Below are 21439 nucleotides of genomic sequence, written 5' to 3' on the forward strand. Positions count from 1 at the left end.
ATTATATAAACATCGCAAAAGCAACAGCTTGATCGGGTTTACGCCTCTATACATTTGCCCGGCCTATACGAACCAATCAATCTGTTACGCTCACTATGACTTTACTCTGGTTGAAAAAACACCAGCCTCGCCAGGGCTGGACCGGACGTTTTTTGTGCTTACTTTTCTTTCTCGGCACTAGTATCTATTTCCAGTTGGCCGCTCAGGCTACCGACGCTTCCATTTCCGGCGTTGTGAAAGATGAAAAAGGCGAGGCCCTGCCCGGGGCCGCCGTAACCGTTCGAAACGAAGCAACCGGTTTTACCACGGGTACGCTGACCAATGCGAAAGGGGAGTACGCCCTTCGGCAGTTGCCGCTGGGTAAGCCCTACACCGTCACGGTAACCTTCATTGGCTTACAAACGGTGAAAGAAACGGGGTACTCACTCAATTATGGCGATAACCTGAACGTAAACGTCAGTCTACAATCGTCTAATACGGAATTGAAAGAAATCGTAGTTTCCGAACGCGGCTACACCAAGGAAGTCCGGCAGGCGGGAGCAGCTACGTCGATTACAGCGGCTCAGATCAAAAACTTACCCAATGAAGGCCGGAGTTTTACACGACTCAACAACCTGTCTCCCCTGCAGGGCGGCGATAATTTCAGCTTCGGCGGCCAGCGTTCGACGGGTACTAACGTGACCATTGACGGGATGAATGCCCGCAATAGCTGGACTAACGGGCAGGTTTCCGCTGGCCCTTATGCCATTTCGCTGGAAGCCATTCGCGAATACAAAGTCATCACCAACGATTACGACGTTACGCAGGGCCGTCAGTCGGGCGGGGCCGTGAGTGCCGTCACCAAAAACGGAACTAACAAACTGGAAGGTTCGGCTTTCCTGTACTTCCGTAACAACACATTGTCGAGCCAGTACACCATTCAGGGAGCGGATCGCAAGCAGAACTTTACCAATTTTCAGTCGGGATTCAGCCTGGGTGGCCCGATCATCAAGGATAAACTTCACTTTTTCGTAGCCTACGATCGGCAGGATGCCAGCGAGCCGCTCATTATTGCCGACATCAATTCATCCGCGGATGAGCTACGGTACGGCATCACAAAAACCAATCTGGAACGGCTGGTGAAGGTAGCCCAGGAAAAATACGGCGTTACGGGGCAGCAATTCGGCCAGTTTCCCAAGAAGTCAACGGCCAATACGGCTTTTGCACGCCTCGACTGGCAGCTCAATGCCAAGCACAAACTGACGCTACGCGGCAACATGACCCACTACGTGGCTCCGCTGAACGATGGTGACAACTCGAACATCAACTTGCTGGAATCCTACGCGAACCTGAAAGACGTATCGGTAACGGCCATGGCGGCGTTGCGTTCCACGCTGAAACCTCGACTGACGAACGAATTCAAGGTGCAGTACCTGTATTCCTACAAACCCGTTACGCCCCAGGGTTATCTGCCGTTTCAGAATATTCCCCGGGCGATTGTCAACGTTACCTCGCCATTCCCCACGGAATCCAATCCTAACGCCACGCAGACGAAAACGGTACAGTTCGGCGGACAACGATATTCCCCCGAATTTAACCGGATGCACCAGTTACACCTGAGCAATACGGCCTACTGGAATACGGATAAATTCAACTTCACCTTTGGTACGGACAACATGATTACCACCATGGAGACGTATCTGTCGAGTGAACAAAACGGTCGATTCTTCTTCAACAGCATTGATGATCTGGAGGCTCTGCGGCCGTATCGGTACGCCCGCGAAGTGCCTTTGCAGGGGCAACCCATCGTGAATCAGAGTGTACTGGATATTTCCGTTTTCGGACAAGCTGATTTTTACCCGCATCCGGACCTGAACCTGGCTCTGGGCGTACGCTACGATGCGACGGCGTTTCTGACGGGTGGACAGCTCAACGAAACCGTGAAACGAACGCTGGGCATTCGCACGGACGTGAAACCCGAGGACTGGAACAACATTCAACCCCGTTTTCAGGCTACCTGGGATATTGGGGGCAAGCGTCAGAATGTCCTGAAAATTGGAGGCGGGTTATTCTCCGCTCAACCGCACTACTACGCTCAGGTCAACAACATTCAGAACAGTGGACTGATGGTCGGTTCCGTGGATGTAACGGGTGCTCAGGTTCCCGTACCGGAATTTAGTAAGTACCGTCAGGACGTTTCGACGGTGCCGGGTATTCCGGCGGGTGGAAAGTACGTGTCTACCATCAACGCCGTTAACCCGAGCTTCCAAGTACCGACGACGTTCAAGGGTAACGTGAACTTCAACCACTTTATCGGCGAACGCATCCGGGTGGGACTCAACGCCATCTGGGCAAAAACGATTCATAACTACGTCTACGTGGATCGTAACCTGAAGGATAATCCGGAATTCAGAATTGCCAATGAAGACAATCGCGGCGTTTTCGTTCCCGCCGAAACCATTACGGCCAAGGGAATCACGGACTGGCAGAATTCCCGGAAAACGACCGAAGTAGGGCGGGTACTGGAATTGATCTCGACGGGTATTTCCGATCAGTTTACCCTGGTGGCCGACGCGGGTATCAAACTGGGAAAAGACGGTTACGTGAACATGAGTTATACACTCAACTCCACGAAAGATAACTCTTCCTATAGCTGCTGCGTGGCGAATACCTCAACGTTCCTGCCCGTGAAAGATGATCCACGGAGCTTGAGTTATGGCTACGCCGATACGCATTTCCGGAACAAAATCGTGGTAAATGGAGCAACGCCTTCCTGGAAAGGATTCCAGCTCGGGGCTACGGTAATTGGCGTGGGCGGTACCCGTTATAACTTCCTGGTAGGCGGCGGTACGAGTCTGAACGGTGATTTTGTACTGACGAATGATCTGGCCTTTGTATTCGATCCGAATAGTCCGACAACGCCGGAAAACGTTCGCCAGGGCATGGGCGATCTGCTGAACAACCCCTCGGTAGACCAAAGTGTGAAAGACTACATCAAATCCAGTCTGGGTAAAGTGGCCGAGCGAAACGGCGGAATCAACCCCTTTGCCACGACGGTGGATTTACGCTTGAACAAAGCTTTTAAACTCGCCGAAGGTCAGAAGCTGGAGTTTTCGGCGGATGTCTTTAACTTCATGAACGTACTCAACCGGGACTGGGGCCGGAATTATAACCGTGGTAATACAAACCTGCTGAATATTAACGCTTTCAATCAGGCAACCCGTCAGTATGGCTACGCCGTACAGAACCTGGGTACGCGTCCGATTGGCGGTACACCCTGGCGGATTCAGCTTGGCCTGCGGTATTCGTTTCAGTAAGTATTCAACAGATCTTAATTTCCGCCCGGGCTTTCGAGTCCGGGCGGATTTGCCTTTTTATTCGATGAAACAGCTGCTTAGCCTCGTACTGGTGGGCCTGTGTGTTACGGGTTTCGCTCAGAAAAAATTGCACAAACTTGCTATCCCAACGGTAGCCAAAGCTCAGGAATTCTGGCACTACACGCCCCAACACCGGCCTTTTCTGAGTGCACACCGGGGGGGAGCCCGGCCCGGCTTTCCGGAAAACTGCCTGGAAACGTTCGAAAACACGCTCGAACATACGTATGCGACCTTCGAGATTGATCCACGCCTGACGAAAGACAATGTAATCGTACTCCTGCACGATGCTACGCTGAACCGGACCAGCAACGGAACGGGTAAACTCCGGGATTATACCTGGCAGGAAGTGCAGCAATTTCGATTGAAAGATTCGGAAGGCAAGCTGACGGATTTTCGAATTCCTACGTTGGAGGACGCCATTGAATGGGCCCGCGGGAAAACGGTACTGATTCTGGATTACAAGGACGTGCCTTTCGATAAAACGCTGGAAATCATTCGTAAACACCAAGCCGAGGCCTTCGTGATGGTGACGGTTCATACCGCTAAAGACGCTCAATACTACCACCAGCGAAACCCGGACATTCTCTTCGAAGCCTTTGTTCACACGGAAAAAGCCCTGCACGAATACGAAGCCGCGGGTATTCCCTGGAAGCAGGTCATGGCGTACATCGGCTCCCAGACCAAACCCGAACACCCGGCTCTGATTGAAGAGTTACACCAACGCGGGGTGATGGTGATGGTTGCCGCTGGTCCGGTATACGACAAGGAATACAAAGCTGGGAAAACAGACGTGTATCAGACGATTCTAAAAGCAGGAGCCGACCTGATCGAAACTGATTTGCCGATCCAGGCGAATCAGGGGATACAGCCGATGCTTCCGAAGAGGAGTGATAAGGATGCGTTTTTTAAGTAAGGAATGGTCTCGCTTTAAAAACCGTCTGGGATTGATCCTTTCCTAACAAAACCCGGCCTTTTCCGTACCTTCGTCTTTTTCAGTGAGACCATTTTTCCATGATACGAACCGTTATTTTTGATATGGACGGGGTGATTGTTGACACCGAACCCGTTCACCGTTACGCTTTTTTCAAGCATTTTGACGAATTAGGCCTGCACATTACCGACGAAGAATACGCCACCTTCACGGGCCTTTCTACCCGCAACGTCTACCAGAAACTCAATGAAGCCTACAACCTGGGGGAAGATATCGAATCATTCGTGCTGCGGAAGCGGGCTATTTTCAACGATGCGTTTGATGAAAAAGAAGATCTGGATTTGCTCGACGGCGTACGGACGCTGATTGAAGACCTGCACGAACACGGGTTTCAGCTCATTCTCGCTTCCTCGGCGGCCAAGGTGACGATTGCCCGGGTATTCAAACGTTTTGGTCTGGACCCGTACTTTTCGGACAAGGTGAGTGGCGAAGATTTCGTTCGATCGAAGCCCGATCCGGCGATTTTTGAGCACGCGGCCGCTCTGTCTAAAGCTCCCAAATCGGAGTGTATCATCATCGAAGACTCGAATAACGGCGTAAAAGCGGCTCGGGCGGCGGGGATTTACTGCATTGGCTACAACAGCGAGCATACGGCCCTGCAGGATTTGAGCGAAGCCAATCAGGTAATTAACCATTTTTCGGAGTTGAACGCCGAAAAAATCCGGGCGATTGTAACGGAATAGGAACGTACTGAACGTTCATTTTCAGAAAGGACGAGTAGTACCACTCGTCCTTTTGTCATTGGGTGAAAGCAAAGTCCGCGTACCTTTGCCCAGATTCCATCTCATCTGCTCGCTATGAAACTTTCTTCTCTATGGGCTCTGCTATTGCTTGGGCTACTGACCAGTTGCGATCTTTCGCTTTTTGAACCAACGGATTATCCGCCCAGCCCCACGAAGCTGAATGGACCTAAAGCCCGTACGCTGGCGAGTAAACCGATTGCCCTTAAGGAAATAGATACCCTGTCGTTAACCGGGACCAGAGCCCTGATCATCACTCCGTATGCGTTGATGCTTTCCGACTCAGTGACGTATGCCCTTCGCCGTTTTCCCCAGTCTACGCAACCTGCTAAGCAGCCGCTGGAAGCTTTGTTCTCCGATGATGCAGGAACGATATGGGCCATCGACATGGACGCTACCGTAGGTTATAGCCTACATCGCTACACCGGAGGAGCCTGGGTAAAAGAAGGAAACTTACCCTTTGATGTAAAGTTATATTTAAACGAAGTAGTGAAAGCTACTGCTGAAGAACACTGGTTTCGGACTAACAAGGGTCTGGTAATTTGGGATGTGAAGGAACAGAAAGGCCACCTGGTGGAAGAAACCAGTGAACGACTTTTTACGAAAAACTTTTCTTTAAAATCCGATAATCAGCAACTACAGATTTACAGCAATACAAACCTATCCCAGCCGGTGGCGGAGTACGATTTGTCGCAATTTCTCTACACGCGTAAAGGCATTAAAAATTCCTTGTTTGGTGTGTTCGAAGACGCCAATCGTACGCTATGGTTAGTGGTGAAGGATGGCCGTTGGGATGGGGTACTGATGAAATTCAATGGACAAACGCTGGAAAAATTAGCTCTGATTCCGGTGAGTAATTACGATTCCGGGCGATCCGTTACCGATTTTGTGCTGGATGCAAAGGGTAATTTGTGGATGAACGTCGATGGCGTTCCGTACTACTACAGTACCTACGGGCAGTGGATCTATCCGCAGATGGAGCAGTCTTTACGGATTTTCAACGATACGGAAGGAAATCTGGTGGGTATAAAACCGGGTAAGGTTTACCGACTGGAAATCTAAATCGGATAAAATTCCGCTACTCCTTACGAAAACGGACCGCTGGTGAAGCGGTCCGTTTTCTGTTTTAATTAAAAAGGAATCAGATAACCCAGAGACAAGGTTGCGTGCAAGTCACCGAGGGCATCCGACTTGTAAAAACCTTCCGAAAAATCCCCTAACAGATAATGACCACGGGCTTCCAGGAAAATCTGTCCCTTCGGCAGGTTATGGGCTACGCCAATACCGGCTACGCCCGAAAATTGGGTACGTTCGGCGAAATCCCAATCAGATAGGTCATTTTTGAACTTCGTTCCTGCCCGTTCAGAAGTTGTATTCAGTACATAACTTCCCATTACCCCGGCATTGACAAAAAACTGCGTCTGATTACCGAATGAAAAACGAAACAGTAAGGGAATGTCTATACTGGAAGACGTAAACGTGTAGGTATCATTGAATTGTTTCGCCTTCAAAGCATTGTGATTATAGAGAATTTCCGGCTGGAAGGAGACCACATTTCCCAAAGCAGCATTGAATACAATGCCCGCATGATAGCCCGGAGCAAAACTCAGTTCGGCATCCGTATTGTTATTGAGTTGCGTTGTATAATTACCCCCCGCTTTGATCCCGATGTAACTTCTGCCGCGGAAATCACCCGTTGTGGCAAAACTGGTTTTCTCGGGTTTTGAGCGAGTAGGTTCCGTCCTGGTAGGAGTGGTAATGATCGAAGTCGTAGGCTTGGCATTGGCCCGGTCGTAAATTTCCTGCATTTCCTTCGTCACTGGTCGCGAAGAGGGGCTAGCGGGTTGGCTCTGAGCCAGCAGGGAGAAATTTACCATACTCAGACATCCGAGTAGAACAAATGATTTCATAACGTACTTTGATAAAGTTGAAAGAATGTACCGGCTACTTAGTCGGAAAAAGCAGGCAGAAGCAAACGCCTACCTATCAATTTACGGCAAAGCCGCCCGAACGGTTTATGAAAGTTTTATTTTTGGGTGTTGGCAACGTGAAACCAGTCCTATAATTCTAACTATACGCATTGCTATGGCAATTGTTTTAATTACCGGAGCGACGGGTGGCCTGGGCCGCAGCGTAACGCAGCAATTTCTTCAGATGGGCCATACGGTGGTGGCTGCCGTACGCGATCCACAGAGCATGCCTACGCAGGAAGGCTTGCATCCGTATACCCTGGATGTATCGGACGAACAGGCTTGTCGGCAGTTTGTCGAAAACACCGTAGCAGAACACGGAGCCATCGATGTAGCAGTACTGTTAGTGGGTGGCTTTGCGATGGGGACGTTACTTGATACGGATTACGCCGCCGTGGAAGCTCAGTTGAAGATTAACTTTCAGTCGGCGTATCAGGTCGCACGCCCCGTCTTTGAGCAGATGAGTCAGCAGGCCAACGGTGGCCGCATTGTACTGATTGGTTCGCGTCCGGCTCTGGACCCTACGGCGGGACAGCACGTGGTGGCGTATGCTTTGTCGAAATCGCTGGTGAACAGTCTGGCTGATTTGATTAACGCCGCGGGCAAGAAGAAAAATGTGGTTGCGACGGTTGTCGCCCCCAGTACCATCGATACGCCCAGCAATCGGAAAGACATGCCCGATGCGGATTTTAAAACTTGGATCAATCCGGCTGAACTCGCGGAAATGATCGCCTTCGTGAGCCTGGGAGCGGGAAAGACCTTACGCGAACCGGTCCTAAAAGCGTACGGGCAGGCCTGAAATTGGGGTCAGACTCTGGCTGGAATGAGTTTTTTGGTAATACTATTCAGCAATTACGCTTTAACCTTAAAATGAATACAGTCATGAACGAGACAACGCTTAAAGGAAACTGGAACGAACTGAAGGGCAAAATCAAACAAGCCTACGGAGACCTCACCGACGATGATCTGACTTACGAAGAAGGTAAAGAAGACGAACTCTGGGGCCGACTCCAGCAAAAAACGGGTAAGACCAAAGACGAGATCAACAAAAAATTGCTGATCTGTAGTAAATACTTTTAGTTGAAAAGCCGGAGCCGGGAGGTTCCGGCTTTTTGTTTGTACGGAGAGAAGATCAATCAATAAACGTGTAAGTTCGTACCCGGTACGCCCAGTGAATCGCTGCAATACCGATAAATTGTTCTGGAAACGTTTAACGTAATGAATCGCTTGAAATCAGTCCTTCAAAAGTCCATTCTTATTTTCCTCGGGTGCAGTGTACTAACGGCCTGCAATGATGCTCCAAAATCTTCTAGTGAAGCAAAAGACAGTCCGGCAGCCACGTCGGTTTTGCACTATACCGTCGTCAAAACGCATCCGCACGATACGAATGCGTTTACTGAAGGTTTACAGATGTACGACGGGAAACTGTATGAAAGTACGGGCTCGCCGAAAGAATTGCCCCAGACGGAGTCCATCGTTGGCGAAGTGGATTTATCTTCAGGAAAAATACAAACCAAAGTTGAGCTGGACCGCGATCAATACTTCGGCGAAGGAATTGTCTTCTTAAAAGACAAGCTTTACCAATTGACCTATCTTTCAAAAAAGGGTTTTGTCTACGATGCCCGGACTTTCAAGCAACTGGGGACGTTCAGCTTTCCCAGTAAAGAAGGCTGGGGGCTGACCACCGATGGTACGTACCTGATCATGAGCGATGGTACGCAAAACCTGACCTATCTGGACCCTACTACTTTCACGGTTGTAAAAGTACTAACGGTAACCGATGAACAGGGTGCCGTGATTAATCTGAACGAGCTGGAATACGTCAAAGGCTATATTTATGCGAATGTGTACACGACTGCTACGGTTGTGAAAATCAATCCGCAAACGGGTCAGGTAATGGGTAAAATGGACTTAAGCTCCTTACAACAGGATGCAAGAACGAAGTACCCACAAGCTCTGGAGATGAACGGAATTGCTTTTGACTCTTCCTCAGGAAACTGGTATGTGACGGGAAAACTCTGGTCAACTATTTACGAAATAAAGGTGACTCCTTAACCAAGGCCGTTCCTCTGGCAGAAAGCCAATGACTAATACGGATCTTTTTCAGAAATGAGTATTCGCCTAATAAATCACTTTCAAAGGCTTATTTGCAAAAATTATCTTTTCCTACGTAGAAAAATTTCCGTACTCCCGCAAACTTCGGGCAATGCTCTATTTTTGTATCTATGAAACGTTTGCTTCCTCTGGGTACCGCTCTTCTGGTATCGCTTGCCTCGTACGCTCAAAAACCTTTTACGACGGGTAATCAACGCTGGGCCGACTCGGTCTTTGCTCGTCTCACCGTCGATGAAAAAATTGGCCAGCTCATGATGCCCCGGGCCAATTTTACCAATCAGCCTTACGATCAGGAAAAACTCAAAAGCTGGGTACGCGACTACAAAGTCGGCGGTTTCGTCTGGTTCGCCAATCAGCCCTACCGACAAACGTCGATGATCAACGACTTACAGGCCATTTCCACCGTACCCATGATGATGGGCGAGGATTTGGAATGGGGCCTAACCATGCGACTCGACAGTACCGTTCGCTACCCGTATGCACTCACGCTGGGAGCCATTCGGATGAACGACGACTGGTTTTACCGCATGGGCAAGCAAATTGGGGAGCAGTGTCGCCGGGCGGGGATTCACATCAATTACGCTCCCGTAGCGGACGTGAATAACAATCCCAAAAATCCCGTGATTGGTTTCCGCTCGTTTGGTGAAAACCGGGAGGAAGTCCTACGGAAATCGCAGGCCTATATGCGGGGAATGCAGGATGCGGGACTGATTACGACGGCCAAGCACTTTCCCGGTCACGGTGATACCGACGTTGATTCTCACGCGGACCTGCCCATCATTAATCATACACGGGCTCGGCTGGATTCGCTGGAACTGTATCCGTTCAAGCATTTGATTGAACGGGGCCTCAATGGCGTTATGATCGCTCACCTGAGTATTCCTGCCCTTGATCCTACGCCGAATCAGGCCTCGACGCTTTCCAAGCCCATCGTAACGGATTTGTTACGGAAAGAACTGGGTTTTGAAGGACTCATTTTTACCGATGCCATGGAAATGCAGGGCGTGGCCAAGCATTATCCGCCGGGTGTTGCGGGAGTAAAAGCCCTGTTAGCCGGGAATGATGTACTGGAGACGTTTACCGATGTGCCGGTGATGTTTCAGGCGATAAAAAAAGCCTTGCAATCGGGTGAAATTTCCCAGGCCGATCTGGACGATAAAGTACGCCGGATTCTGCGGGCCAAGGCCTGGCTAGGTCTGGACAAATACCAACCGGCTCCGCTGGCCCGATTGAGCGAAGACTTGAACCAGCCCCGTGCGGAAGCTTTAGCCCGTAAGATGGCCGAAGGCAGCATCACGGTCCTGCGGAACGAAGCGGGTACCCTGCCCATCAAAGATTTGATGCATACCAAAGTGGCTGCCATCAGCGTCGGGACGCCCGCTCAGGGGCCTGCCAATCCAACGGCTTTTCAGTCCATGCTGATGAATTATCTGCCCGTCGATACCTTCCGCGTGGATGCGAAAACCCCGGAGGCTCAACTGACGGCAATCAAAGAAAAACTGGCCGGATACGATCTGGTACTGGTGTCGCTGCATAGTCCCTTTATGCGATCGGCGAACGCCTGGCCCGAGCCGAGCCTGAAACTCGCCCGAAACTTTACGGGTCTGTCCAATGCTGCGTACCTGTTCTTCGGTAATCCCTACGTACTGAATCAATTGCCGGGAATTGAGCAAGCCAAAGCCCTGGTCGTTACGTATCAGGAAACGGCGGTGATGCAGGAACTGGCCGCTCAGCTGGTGGGCGGAGGGATCGGAGCCAACGGTCAGTTGCCCGTTACGGTAAATCCGAATTTCAAGTTTGGCGATGGCTTACGGGTGCAGCCGATGGGACGTTTTCAGTACGCAATGCCCGAAATGGTGGGCATCGATTCCCGTATTCTGAATGCGAAACTCGATTCCATTGTCAATCAGGGGCTCATGGCCAAAGCCTACCCCGGAGCTTCGGTACTGGTCGCTAAAGATGGAGCAGTGATCTTCAAGAAAGTCTACGGAAAACCGACCTACGAAAGTTCACAACTGGTTCGGGAAGGCGATTTATACGATCTGGCTTCGGTCACGAAAGTCAGCACCTCGGTACTGGCTCTGATGCGGATGCAGGATGAAGGCAAGTTTCGTCCGGATATGACGCTGGGTGAGCTATTCCCCAGATGGAAAAATTCCAATAAAGCCGACCTGAAGCTGATTGATATTCTAACCCATCAGGCGGGCCTGAAAGCCTGGATTCCGTTCTGGCAAACGGCTCTGGACTCTACCAGCGAAAGTGGCTGGAAACCGCGTACGTTCAGCACGGAGCAAAGCCGTCGCTATCCGATTGCGGTCGCTGATCACTTGTTTCTGCACCGCCGTTACCGCCGGGAATTGTTACGACAAATTGAAGAGTCGCCCGTTAAACCCAAGCAGGGCTACGTGTACAGCGATTTATCGTACTATCTCTATCCGCAGATTGTGGAGAAGCTGACGGGTGAAAAATGGGAAGACTACCTGAAAAATACGTTCTACCGGCCCATGGGTGCAACGACGCTCACGTACAATCCACGGGAACATTATCCGCTTGACCGCATCATCCCTACGGAGTATGATTCGCTGTTCCGGAAAGAACTCATTCAAGGTCGGGTACACGATGAAGGAGCTACGTTGTTGGGAGGTATCTCGGGCCATGCCGGTTTATTCGGTACCGCCAATGACTTGGCTAAACTGTACCAGATGTACCTGAACGGTGGCGTATACGGCAATCAGCGATTCATCAGCGAAAAAACCTTACACCAATGGACCTCGTATCCTTTCCCGGTGGAAGTAAACAGTCGTCGGGGCATTGGTTTTGATAAGCCCGACCGCAATCGTCCCGGTTTGTCCGGGCCTCCCTCGGCGAGTCCGGCAAGCTTTGGTCACTCGGGCTTCACCGGAACGTTCGTTTGGGTCGAACCGAAGGAAAAAATGCTGTACATCTTCCTTTCGAACCGCGTATATCCCACGCGGAATAATTCGAAGATTGGCCAGCTGAATATCCGCACCCAATTTGGTGAGATGATTTACGAAGCCATCCGCCAGTCTGCAGTCGTAGGATTTTAAGCGTTTGAACAGTAGCTATAAAAAAGCCCCGAAGCATACTGTCTCGCTTTTTATAGTCATTTGAATCTTATTTCATGATGTTACTACTCAGTCGGTACAGTTCAATTTCGGAAGTTTTGGCCGTCAGCTGAGCCTGAATGAGTCGGATCTGAGCGGCGATAAAATTTCGCTGGGCTTCCCGTAATTCCAGGGGTGTGGCCACGCCAATCTTGTACCGCTCCAGAGCAATACTAACGTTCTGCTCGGCGGTCTTGACATTAAGGGCTTCCAGGTCGAGCAGATTCAGGTTGTTTCGGTAGTTCTGATACGTCTGTTGCAGGGCCGCTTCAATCTGGACTTTCACGTCGGCTTCCTGTAGATTCGTAATTTCTTCGGTAATCTTGGCTCCCTGAATGCGTCGCCGTTGATTCAGCCCGTCGAAAATGACGGCCGCGACCTGAACGCCCCCCGTGAAGTTCGCATTGTATCCGCTTCGTACCCCAAAGCCGGAACCGCCGTTGCGGAGCAGGTTATAGGTATAGCCGCCCACCACGTTGACCGTAGGCCAGAGTAAGGCTTTCTGATTCCGAACGTCCAGATTGGCAATCAGACTGTTGTTGCGGGCCAGCAGGAGCTGCGGGTTTTCCCGTAAGGTCTGATCCCGTAACGATTCGTACACCAGATCACGGTTCAACAACAAGGTGTCATTCGGCACAAAATCCACATTCAGCGAACGGGCTAATAGTTGATTAAGCTGCGTTTTCGTGTTAACGTAGGTCAGTTTCTGAGCAATCAGGGCCGCGGTATCGGCATTGAAATCGACCTGAGCGGTGAGGTACTCCACTTTAGAGCCTTGCCCGATGTCGTAACGATCTTTGGCCAGCCGCCGCCGTTCCCGCGAAATGGTCAGGGCATCTTCCAGCGAACGAGACTGTTGTTTTTGCTGAACGGCCGAATAATACGCGTTGGTAACCTGAGCAATCGTCCCTTCAATCGTCACCTGAGCCTGCGATTCACCCGCCCGAACGAGTTCTTCCAGCCGGGCCTTAGTAATCTGCATACTTCGCCCGTTGAAGATGGTCCAGGTTAACTGGACGTTGGCGGCCACGTTTCGGTTAAAGATTCCTTGTTGAACCAGGGGCGGTCGTACGGCGTCAAAAAACCGCTGATTGGAAAAGTTAAAAAGTCCATTCGGCTGTATTAGCCCCGTGATGAGGGGTAACATACCGGCCGCCGCCCGGGTATTGTCGTTTTCGGCCAATCGTACCTGATTCTTGGCGACTTTAATCGAATAGTTCTTTTCCAACGCCAGCGTGATGGCGTCTTCCAGCGATAAAGATTCGGGAGCCGTCTGAGCAAAAAGAGAAAAGCAAAACGTAAAACAGCTGGCAAAGAGGGCTATTTTTTTATACATGGGGGTTAAGAGATACGGGACCGTGTCAATACATCCTCCGTCCCGATTTTGGTCTAGTTTCTCACAAAAAACGACTACTTCCACGAAGTTAGCCGTCCGGGAAGCCGTAGTTCAGGAATCTGAGATAAATCAAGCAAAAGTGGCGACGAAGATTTAAGAGCTAAGCCCAAAGTATCCAAGAACTTACGTTAATCCAGAATGATGATAGGAGGGTAGGGGTGCTTCATTGCGTTACAATCCAATTTGGGTGGTGCTTTTTACCTCTTCCATGACGAAAGAACTGCTCATGTGCGAAACGCTGTGCAAGACACTCAGTTTGCTCTGGTAAAACGTGTTATACGCCTCCATATCGGAAACAATGACTTTCAGTAAATAGTCAAAGTTGCCCGATACAACACTGCATTCGAGTACCTCAGGGAGTTTTCGAATGGCCTCGTTAAATTCCTGGAAGCTTTCCTGTCGTTGTTTATCGAGCGTGATAAAACAGTACACCATCATCCCCCGGCCAATGCGTTTACGGTTGATGAGGGCTACGTATTTTTCAATAATCCCCTGATTCTCAAGTTTTTTGATTCGATCATGAACGGGCGTTATACTGAGGTGTACCCGCTCGGCCAGTTCACGTACCGTGAGCAGAGCATTTTCCTGCAAGAGATTGAGCAGTTGGCGATCAATAGTATCTAATTCCATACGTTTTTCGCGATTCGAGTGAAGATAAAGTCAGTCAGGGAAGAACGTATTTGCAAAGGAAAATTTGAAAGCTATGCATTATACACGGAAAAGATCAGATTCCGAAATTAGTGTGTGGCTTACTCCACCGCAAGCGGAGTGGAGCATCGGTTGAGTCGTACAGAAATTTTTTCGGTAGAAAGCTTCATTTGAGTATTATTTACAGTAAAATGAACTTTGAATAGACCTAATAATAAAACAAATTTCTTATTTATAGTATTAAGAACGAAAACTATTCTGAATAGCGATTTTTGTAAAAAGTTTCACGCCTGCCAGCCATTCCACTGACGCGTCCATTGTACAAGCAGCACTAACGACAAAAAACTATGATTATCGGGGTTCCCAAAGAAATTAAAAACAACGAAAACCGTGTGGCTTTAACGCCCGCGGGTGTGGCCGAATTCAAGAAAAGTGGTCACGACGTTTACGTACAGGCGACGGCTGGCTTAGGCAGTGGAATCACGGATGCCGAGTATGTGCACGCTGGAGCAACCATTTTGCCGACGATTGAGGATGTATACGAAATCGCGGAGATGATTGTAAAGGTAAAAGAACCCATTGCCTCCGAATACGCTCTCATTAAACCCAATCAGTTACTCTTCACGTATTTCCACTTCGCGTCTTCTCAGGAACTGACGCACGCCATGCTGGAAAGTGGTGCCATCTGTCTGGCTTACGAAACGGTTGAGAAAACGGATCGTAGCCTGCCCCTGTTGGTTCCTATGAGCGAAGTGGCCGGTCGGATGGCCGTACAGGAAGGTGCCAAGTATCTCGAAAAACCCATGGGTGGCCGGGGTATCCTGTTGGGCGGCGTGGCCGGAGTGAAACCCGCCAACGTACTCGTACTGGGTGGCGGTATCGTAGGAACGCAGTCGGCTAAAATGGCGGCGGGACTAGGAGCGAATGTAACCATTGTAGATATTAGCCTGCCGCGTTTACGTTACCTGGAAGACATCATGCCTGCGAACGTGGATACGGTTATCTCCAATGAATACAACATTCGTCAGTTGGTTCAAACGACGGATCTGATCATTGGTGGCGTACTGATTCCAGGTGCTAAGGCTCCTTCACTCATTACGCGGGATATGCTCAGCCTGATGCGTCCGGGTACGGTAATGGTGGACGTGGCCATCGATCAGGGGGGATGTTTCGAAACCTCACACGCAACGACGCACGAAGACCCAACTTTTGTCGTGGAAGGTATTGTACATTATTGCGTGGCAAACATGCCTGGTGCGGTACCGTACACCTCCACGCTGGCTCTTACCAACGCAACCTTGCCCTACGCGATTCAACTTGCGAATAAAGGCTGGAAGAAAGCCTGCCGCGAAAACGAAGAGCTGAAAAAAGGCTTGAACGTGGTACACGGCAAGACGGTATACAAAGGAGTAGCCGATGCCTGGGAATTGCCACTGACGCCCGTAGATGACGTACTGGGTAAAGTAATTGTTGCTTAGATCATTCAGTCAAGATATTCATCAAATCAGCAACTATAAAACCGCTAGCCGCCCGGATGTTTTCGGGCGGTTTTTTTATAGGCGGGTGATACTGAAACGTATATAAACAAAATTACCGGCCCGCAAAGCAGGCCGGTAATCATCGTTCAACCTTCAACCTATCTGTCTTTTCTTTTTTTTAATGCTTTCGAGGACTAAACTTCGCTCCGCGACCCCCGTGGGGACTCTACCTTTGGGGTAGTTAAAACGAAGATCCGTCGAGTATATGTATGTCGAATTAAAACTTAATTCTTCTTACTAACTCAGTCATTTCTAAAGTATTAACCTAAAGTTATTTTCAAAAGTTCGACTTCGTAAAAAAAACTTTAGGTTTCTTCAAGTGCTCCGTTTTGATGAAATGATCGTCGAAACGATGACACTTTTAATCATTTATGGCTTGTACGGGAGACTCAGTTATATAACGTATCTCCTAAAAAAATAGTTTACATAGACTAGATCAAAATTTCGTACCACGGATAAATCCATTACCAAATTTTGGTACCAATCAGACGATTTAATTCCAGACGGGCCAGTGCCTGCTGATATTGGTACTGAATTCGCTGGAATTCAGCCTCCTCCAGAGCGGTTTGTGCCGACTGGATTTCAAGCTGGGTAATGACTCCATTCTGGAAGCGAACATTCGCAAGTTGAAGGCCGTATTGAGCTTCCTGAAGCTGCGTTTCTGACAAACGTAGCTTCTCGGTCGTAGAACGTAATTCGGACTGAGCCTGTTCAAGTTGGGTACGAATTTGTACGGAAGCCGTTTCCGTTCCGTACTGGCTCAACTGAAGGTTTTTGCGGGCGATGTCTTCCTGAATCTGGTGACGACCACCCGCGTAAATGGGAGCCGACAGACGGAAACCTAACCCGCCATTAAAGCGAAACTCCTGGATTTCGGGCTGGAAACCGTTGCGGAAACCCGTCGATCCGTTGAACGAAAAAGTGGGTAATTTCGCTGCTTTCGCAATTTGAATGTCTTTTTCAGCGACTAACTCACGGGTTTTGGCCAAACGCAAATCCCAGTTGTTATTCACATTCGATGAATCCTGGGGCGTAACCAGCGAAGACCAGGAAAAGCCAGCCTCAGCGTTGACTGTAGACCGAACATCTTTACCCACCAGCGAGCTCAATAGAATGAACTGCCGATCGAGCTGCGTCTGCAGATCAACGATACGCGTCCGGACGTTTTTGTACCGAACGTTCGTAGCGACCAAATTGTAATCAATTTCATCGCCACTCTTGATCCGGTTTTCGATCACTTTAGCCGTCTCACCCACGAGTGATTCCTGGGCCCGTTGTACGGTAATGGCTTTCTGCAGGTACACAATGCTAAAGTAAACCTGAGCTACCTGATAGGCCAGCTGATGCGTGGCCAACTCAACGTTTTGCTGGGAAAGTAGGCTCTCGGTGCGGGCTTTGTCGATGTTAGCCGCATCTTTTCCCCAATCGTAGACGGTCTGACTCACCGAAACACCCACGTTGTAGTTATTCCGCGGAGCAAACTGAATCGCATTCGAACCCAGACCCGGAATTTCGAACGTTACGCGTTGCAAAGGCCAGATGTACTGATACGAAGCGTCGCCACTCACGGAAGGCTTACGAGCGGCTTCGGCCATCTGCGTACGGCTTTCGCTCAGGGAAAGGGCTTGCTGTTGCTGTTTTAACTGGGGGTAGTATTGAATGGATTGACGAATTAATCCGTTGAGCACCTCGTCGTTGGGCTGCTGCTGAGCAAAGGCCAGCGAACTCGTAAGCAACGCGAGGGCCAGTACTGATATGGATTTCATGTTGGGAGAATTGAATGAGTTTTAGTTTTCAGTTGCCAGTTTTCAGCGAATATTCTGAAAACTGACAACGGTAAACTGATAACACCTTAATGGGCTTCGGCCATGGCTGCTGCCGCTGCTGCAATTTCTTCGGGAGTCTTTTTCTTTTTCTGACGAAGAATGACCGTCAGGGGCAGGATGAGCACGAAGAAGAAACCGACAATCCGGAACGTATCCAGGTACGAAAGCAGATACGCCTGTTTATCGACGGCGGCTTCGAGCATCCGGTAGGCCCGCATACTGGCTCCGCCCATCGACTGCAAGCGTTCCGTCAGCAGCGGATTGCCGGGGTACAAATTCGCCATCAGATCCGAACGGTGCTGGGCGTACTGAATCGCCACAAAGTTGTTGGCGAGGGCTACACCAAAGGCACCGCCCAACTGCCGGATCATATTATTGATGGCAATGGCATTCGGGTATTCTTTCGGAGAAAGACCGGCTACGGCCTGGTTCGTCAGGGGGAGCTGTAACAGCGAAATGCCTAATACCCGTAGCATGTGTGCCGGGAAAAACTGCCATTGACTGGCGTCGGCGTTGAATGTACCCCCATAGAATCCAAAGGCAATCATCAGCAAAATACCCGAAATGATAAACGGCAGGGGAGAAGCTCCCGCCGACAGCCGCCGACCTACGATGGGCATCATGAATACGCCAATCAGCGTAGGCCAAAGCAGCGAAAGACCAGTCATCGTGGGCGTATAACCCATGATTCGCTGTACCATCACCGGGTAGACAAACATGGCCGTAAACAGACCAATCCCGGCGACGAAACTGAAAATAGTCGTAATTCCCAAGGTACCCCGTTTCATCACCCGCAGATCCACGACGGGGTGATCCGTGGTCAGTTCCCGCCAGATGAACCCAATCATACCGACGGCCGCGGCAATGGCCGTGTATACAATCAGTCGGGATTCAAACCAGTCCTCGGATTCGCCTTTTTCAAGCATGAATTGGAGCGAACCTACGCCCAGCATGAGCAAAAGGATACCCGCGTAGTCAATTTTGATATCTGCTTTATGCTGACCTTCTCCTTCCTTTTTATCAATGTAAAGGATCGTCAGAATAGAGGCCAGAATACCGACCGGAATGTTCACCAGGAAGATATTCGCCCAGTGGTAATCTTCCACGATGATCCCACCCAGTACAGGACCGAACGTAGGACCCAGGATGATACCCATGGCGAAAATACCCGAGGCAATCCCGCGTTGCTGTGGCGGAAAGGCATCGAAAATAATGGCTTGCGAGGTCGAAAGCAGGGCACCACCGCCTACCCCCTGAATGAACCGCCAGAATACCAGCTCCCATAAATCCGTCGACTGACCGCAGAAGTACGAAGCGATGGTAAAGAGAATGATGGAACCCAGGTAATAGGTTTTCCGGCCAAAGTACTCGGCCAGGAAGCTCGTCATCGGAATGATGATAACGTTGGCAATGGCATACGAAGTCACTACCCAGGCAATGTCCTCGATGGTTGCTCCCAGCGATCCGGCCATCTGGTTCAGAGCTACGTTGACAATGGTGGTGTCAATCAGCTCCATGATGGCAGCGGAAATGGCCGTAGCCACAATAATAGCCCGCTTAAATCCGGTTGGATAGGTTGCCATGTGTGTTTAGTTTGCAGTTGTTAGTTGTCGGTTTTTAGGTTCAGCGATCAACGGTATTGTCTGAACTGATTCCTGCAAACCGACAACTGAAAACTATTTCGTTTTTACACTCACTTCTACGTTCATACCGGCCCGGAGGAGGTTGCGGTATTGGGGTAAGTTCTCAATCTCGATTTTCACCGGAATCTTTTGCGTTACTTTCACGAAGTTACCGGAGGCGTTATCGGGGGGCAGCAGGGAGAATTTGGCACCCGTCGCTTCACTGAAGGATACGATTTTACCTTTCATGGGTGTATTCGGGAAGGCATCCGCGGTCACTGTAGCTTCTGAACCAATGCGTAAGTTCTCTACCTGCGTTTCCTTGAAGTTGGCAACTACCCAAAGCGTGCTGTCCTGTACAATGGTCATCGTCGTCTGACCATTCTGAATGTACTGGCCAGGCTCTACGCTCTTGCGGCCAATCCGGCCCGATGAAGTAGCGTATACTTTAGAATAGGTCAGCTTTAGTTTCTGCTGATCAATACGCGTCTTTTGTACATCCAGAGACGCTTCCGCTTTGTGCAGAGCCGAACGCAGCACGTCCAGGCGGGAGCGGGAGGCCAGTACATCGGCCTGACCAGCTACGTATTGTTGTTCCAGTACTTCGGAGTTGTTGCGGCTGTCGTCCGACTGCTTCCGGGTGATGGCTTTATCGGCCAGCAAACGGGCATCGCGTTCGGCATCCGATTTGGCCTTATCGCGACGCAGGGCCGTTGCTTTCAGGTTCGACTCCTGAGCTTTGATGGTCAGTTCCGCGTTACGCAGACTGGCTTTAGCGTTTTCGACATCGGTTTGCATTTGCCGATACGTCGCTTCCATTTCAGCCAGTTGCAGCTGATATTCAGCGTCGTCGATTTCCATCAGCAACTGACCTTTTTCTACTTTGTCGTAGTCATTAACGGCCACCGTTTTCACGTATCCGGCAATACGGGGTAGTACCGGCACCATGTAACTTTCGATCTGGGCGTTGTCGGTTTCTTCGTGCGTTTGGGCGTGCTGGTAAGCGGAAAATCCGAACCATGCTCCCACACCTAGCACAACAAGCAGGATAATCCGGGGTAACATTTTACGGAATGAAGATTGTTCTGGCGTAGCCATGATTCAATTATTTATTAGTGGTGATCAAATGGGATGCGGACCCGTGTCGTTTGGAGTTAGTCAACTAAATTGACGATGCAAATGTAAACTTAGTTGACTAAAAAAGTCAAGTTAGTTGACTATTATTTTTTTATAACTATTTTTGCATGGAGATAGTCACTTAATCAATACGATAACCCGAATTATTTTAGAATAATTCACAGAGATTTAGGGTTAAGTTATTGGTTTTTAGTATTTTGTGGATAATGTTTTGACTATTTTATGCGTTAGACTACTAAAAACAAATTGAAATGTATGGGCGAGATGTTGTACTTTTTTAATTTGTATTAAATTTACGTTAAAATGGAAAAGGGAGGGGAGAAGAACACTTCGACTTCTTTCTTGGACGACGAGAATGATGGATAAGGAACTAAGAAAAAAGCTTGAAGCGTTTAAAGTTCAGCGAAACCGGATTATGGGCCGACTCCTGAGCCGGGCCTTTCGGATTGTAGTAGACGTATCAAGTCAGAAACTGGCAGAAGCAGGTTACGAGTCGTATCGGCTCAGTCATCTGGTGCTGATGGTACATATTCAGGTGGATGGCTCTACGATTAATGAACTGGCGGCGAGTTTGGGCATTACCAAGCAGGCCGTGAGCAAAATCGTGAAGGAACTGCAGGAGCAGGGGTACGTGGAAACCGAGAAACATCCCGATGATGCCCGCTCGGTACTCGTGAAGATTACCAATAAAGGGGCTCGGTTTACCCTGGAATGGCAGTACTGTACGAAAGTCGTAGATCAGAAATTTGAAGAAATCCTCGGTACGGAACGCCTCGAACAACTCAAGGACATTCTGCTGGATCTGGCGGATTATCACGAAAATAAACTCAAAGAAGAACTGACGGAAGCCTCGGAAGGCCGGCGTACTCAGTGGCTGGATATGTTACAGCAGAAAACGGCTAACTATCCGCTGCAATCCACGAAGAAGAAATAACCCTCAAGCTTTGTCGAATACGAAAGCGGCTCCTCCTTCGA

Annotated in this window: 16 protein-coding genes; 10 read left to right on the forward strand and 6 right to left on the reverse strand. The window is 49.6% G+C overall.

All coding sequences use genetic code 11. The features are described 5' to 3' along the window. The first annotated feature begins 95 nt into the window (after positions 1-95). The 4 genes from BWI93_RS17440 to BWI93_RS17455 all read left to right on the forward strand — a co-directional run bounded on the left by BWI93_RS17440 (position 96) and on the right by BWI93_RS17455 (position 6149). A complete protein-coding gene (locus BWI93_RS17440; RefSeq protein ID WP_094813564.1) occupies positions 96-3296 on the forward strand; it encodes a carboxypeptidase regulatory-like domain-containing protein in 3201 nt (1066 codons plus the stop codon). Between the two features lie 64 nt (positions 3297-3360). Continuing rightward, on the forward strand, positions 3361-4269 hold the full coding sequence (locus BWI93_RS17445) for a glycerophosphodiester phosphodiesterase family protein (RefSeq protein WP_094813616.1): 909 nt from the start codon (positions 3361-3363) through the stop codon (positions 4267-4269). 98 nt (positions 4270-4367) lie between these two features. Further along, positions 4368-5030, forward strand: coding sequence for an HAD family phosphatase (locus tag BWI93_RS17450; protein WP_094813566.1), 663 nt, complete (start codon positions 4368-4370; stop codon positions 5028-5030). A 114-nt stretch (positions 5031-5144) separates the two neighbouring features. Beyond that, positions 5145-6149 (forward strand): hypothetical protein, encoded by a 1005-nt coding sequence (locus tag BWI93_RS17455; RefSeq protein WP_141217507.1) that lies wholly within the window; start codon positions 5145-5147, stop codon positions 6147-6149. A gap of 68 nt (positions 6150-6217) precedes the next feature. Here the strand turns inward: BWI93_RS17455 and BWI93_RS17460 are convergent, their stop codons facing one another. Continuing rightward, on the reverse strand, positions 6218-6997 hold the full coding sequence (locus BWI93_RS17460; RefSeq protein WP_094813570.1) for a porin family protein: 780 nt from the start codon (positions 6995-6997) through the stop codon (positions 6218-6220). Positions 6998-7172: 175 nt separating this feature from the next. On the opposite strand from BWI93_RS17460, the gene BWI93_RS17465 reads away from it, so the two are divergent. The 4 genes from BWI93_RS17465 to BWI93_RS17480 all read left to right on the forward strand — a co-directional run bounded on the left by BWI93_RS17465 (position 7173) and on the right by BWI93_RS17480 (position 12240). Further along, positions 7173-7856 carry an SDR family NAD(P)-dependent oxidoreductase gene (locus BWI93_RS17465; RefSeq protein WP_176454260.1) on the forward strand — a complete coding sequence of 228 codons (684 nt, stop codon included), beginning with the start codon at positions 7173-7175 and terminating at the stop codon, positions 7854-7856. Between the two features lie 83 nt (positions 7857-7939). After that, positions 7940-8137, forward strand: coding sequence for a CsbD family protein (locus tag BWI93_RS17470; RefSeq protein WP_094813619.1), 198 nt, complete (start codon positions 7940-7942; stop codon positions 8135-8137). A gap of 138 nt (positions 8138-8275) precedes the next feature. After that, complete coding sequence (locus BWI93_RS17475) at positions 8276-9112, forward strand: glutaminyl-peptide cyclotransferase (RefSeq protein WP_094813574.1); 837 nt, start codon at positions 8276-8278, stop codon at positions 9110-9112. A 170-nt stretch (positions 9113-9282) separates the two neighbouring features. Beyond that, a complete protein-coding gene (locus tag BWI93_RS17480; protein WP_094813576.1) occupies positions 9283-12240 on the forward strand; it encodes a glycoside hydrolase family 3 N-terminal domain-containing protein in 2958 nt (985 codons plus the stop codon). A 67-nt stretch (positions 12241-12307) separates the two neighbouring features. Here BWI93_RS17480 and BWI93_RS17485 read toward each other — a convergent pair whose 3' ends face one another. Both BWI93_RS17485 and BWI93_RS17490 read right to left on the reverse strand, forming a co-directional pair. Continuing rightward, positions 12308-13633: a TolC family protein gene (locus BWI93_RS17485; protein WP_094813578.1), complete on the reverse strand. Its 1326-nt coding sequence runs from the start codon at positions 13631-13633 to the stop codon at positions 12308-12310. A gap of 231 nt (positions 13634-13864) precedes the next feature. Next, a complete protein-coding gene (locus tag BWI93_RS17490) occupies positions 13865-14323 on the reverse strand; it encodes an Lrp/AsnC family transcriptional regulator (protein WP_094813580.1) in 459 nt (152 codons plus the stop codon). 365 nt (positions 14324-14688) lie between these two features. Here BWI93_RS17490 and ald point away from each other — a divergent pair, with 365 nt between their 5' ends. Beyond that, positions 14689-15819: an alanine dehydrogenase gene (gene ald / locus BWI93_RS17495; RefSeq protein WP_094813582.1), complete on the forward strand. Its 1131-nt coding sequence runs from the start codon at positions 14689-14691 to the stop codon at positions 15817-15819. A gap of 524 nt (positions 15820-16343) precedes the next feature. On the opposite strand, the gene BWI93_RS17500 is transcribed toward ald, so the two are convergent. The 3 genes from BWI93_RS17500 to BWI93_RS17510 all read right to left on the reverse strand — a co-directional run bounded on the left by BWI93_RS17500 (position 16344) and on the right by BWI93_RS17510 (position 20425). Continuing rightward, positions 16344-17645 (reverse strand): TolC family protein, encoded by a 1302-nt coding sequence (locus tag BWI93_RS17500; RefSeq protein WP_094813584.1) that lies wholly within the window; start codon positions 17643-17645, stop codon positions 16344-16346. 86 nt (positions 17646-17731) lie between these two features. Further along, entirely contained in the window at positions 17732-19288 is a 1557-nt protein-coding gene (locus tag BWI93_RS17505; RefSeq protein ID WP_094813586.1) for a DHA2 family efflux MFS transporter permease subunit, read from the reverse strand. Positions 19289-19381: 93 nt separating this feature from the next. Then, the gene (locus tag BWI93_RS17510) at positions 19382-20425 is read right to left on the reverse strand and encodes an HlyD family secretion protein (protein WP_094813588.1); all 1044 of its coding nucleotides are present in this window, start codon (positions 20423-20425) and stop codon (positions 19382-19384) included. A 454-nt stretch (positions 20426-20879) separates the two neighbouring features. Between BWI93_RS17510 and BWI93_RS17515 the strand changes: the two genes are divergently transcribed. Next, the gene (locus BWI93_RS17515) at positions 20880-21398 is read left to right on the forward strand and encodes a MarR family winged helix-turn-helix transcriptional regulator (protein ID WP_158242677.1); all 519 of its coding nucleotides are present in this window, start codon (positions 20880-20882) and stop codon (positions 21396-21398) included. The last annotated feature ends 41 nt before the right edge of the window (positions 21399-21439 follow it).

This window comes from Siphonobacter sp. BAB-5385 (assembly GCF_002261125.1).
Taxonomy (GTDB): domain Bacteria; phylum Bacteroidota; class Bacteroidia; order Cytophagales; family Spirosomataceae; genus Siphonobacter.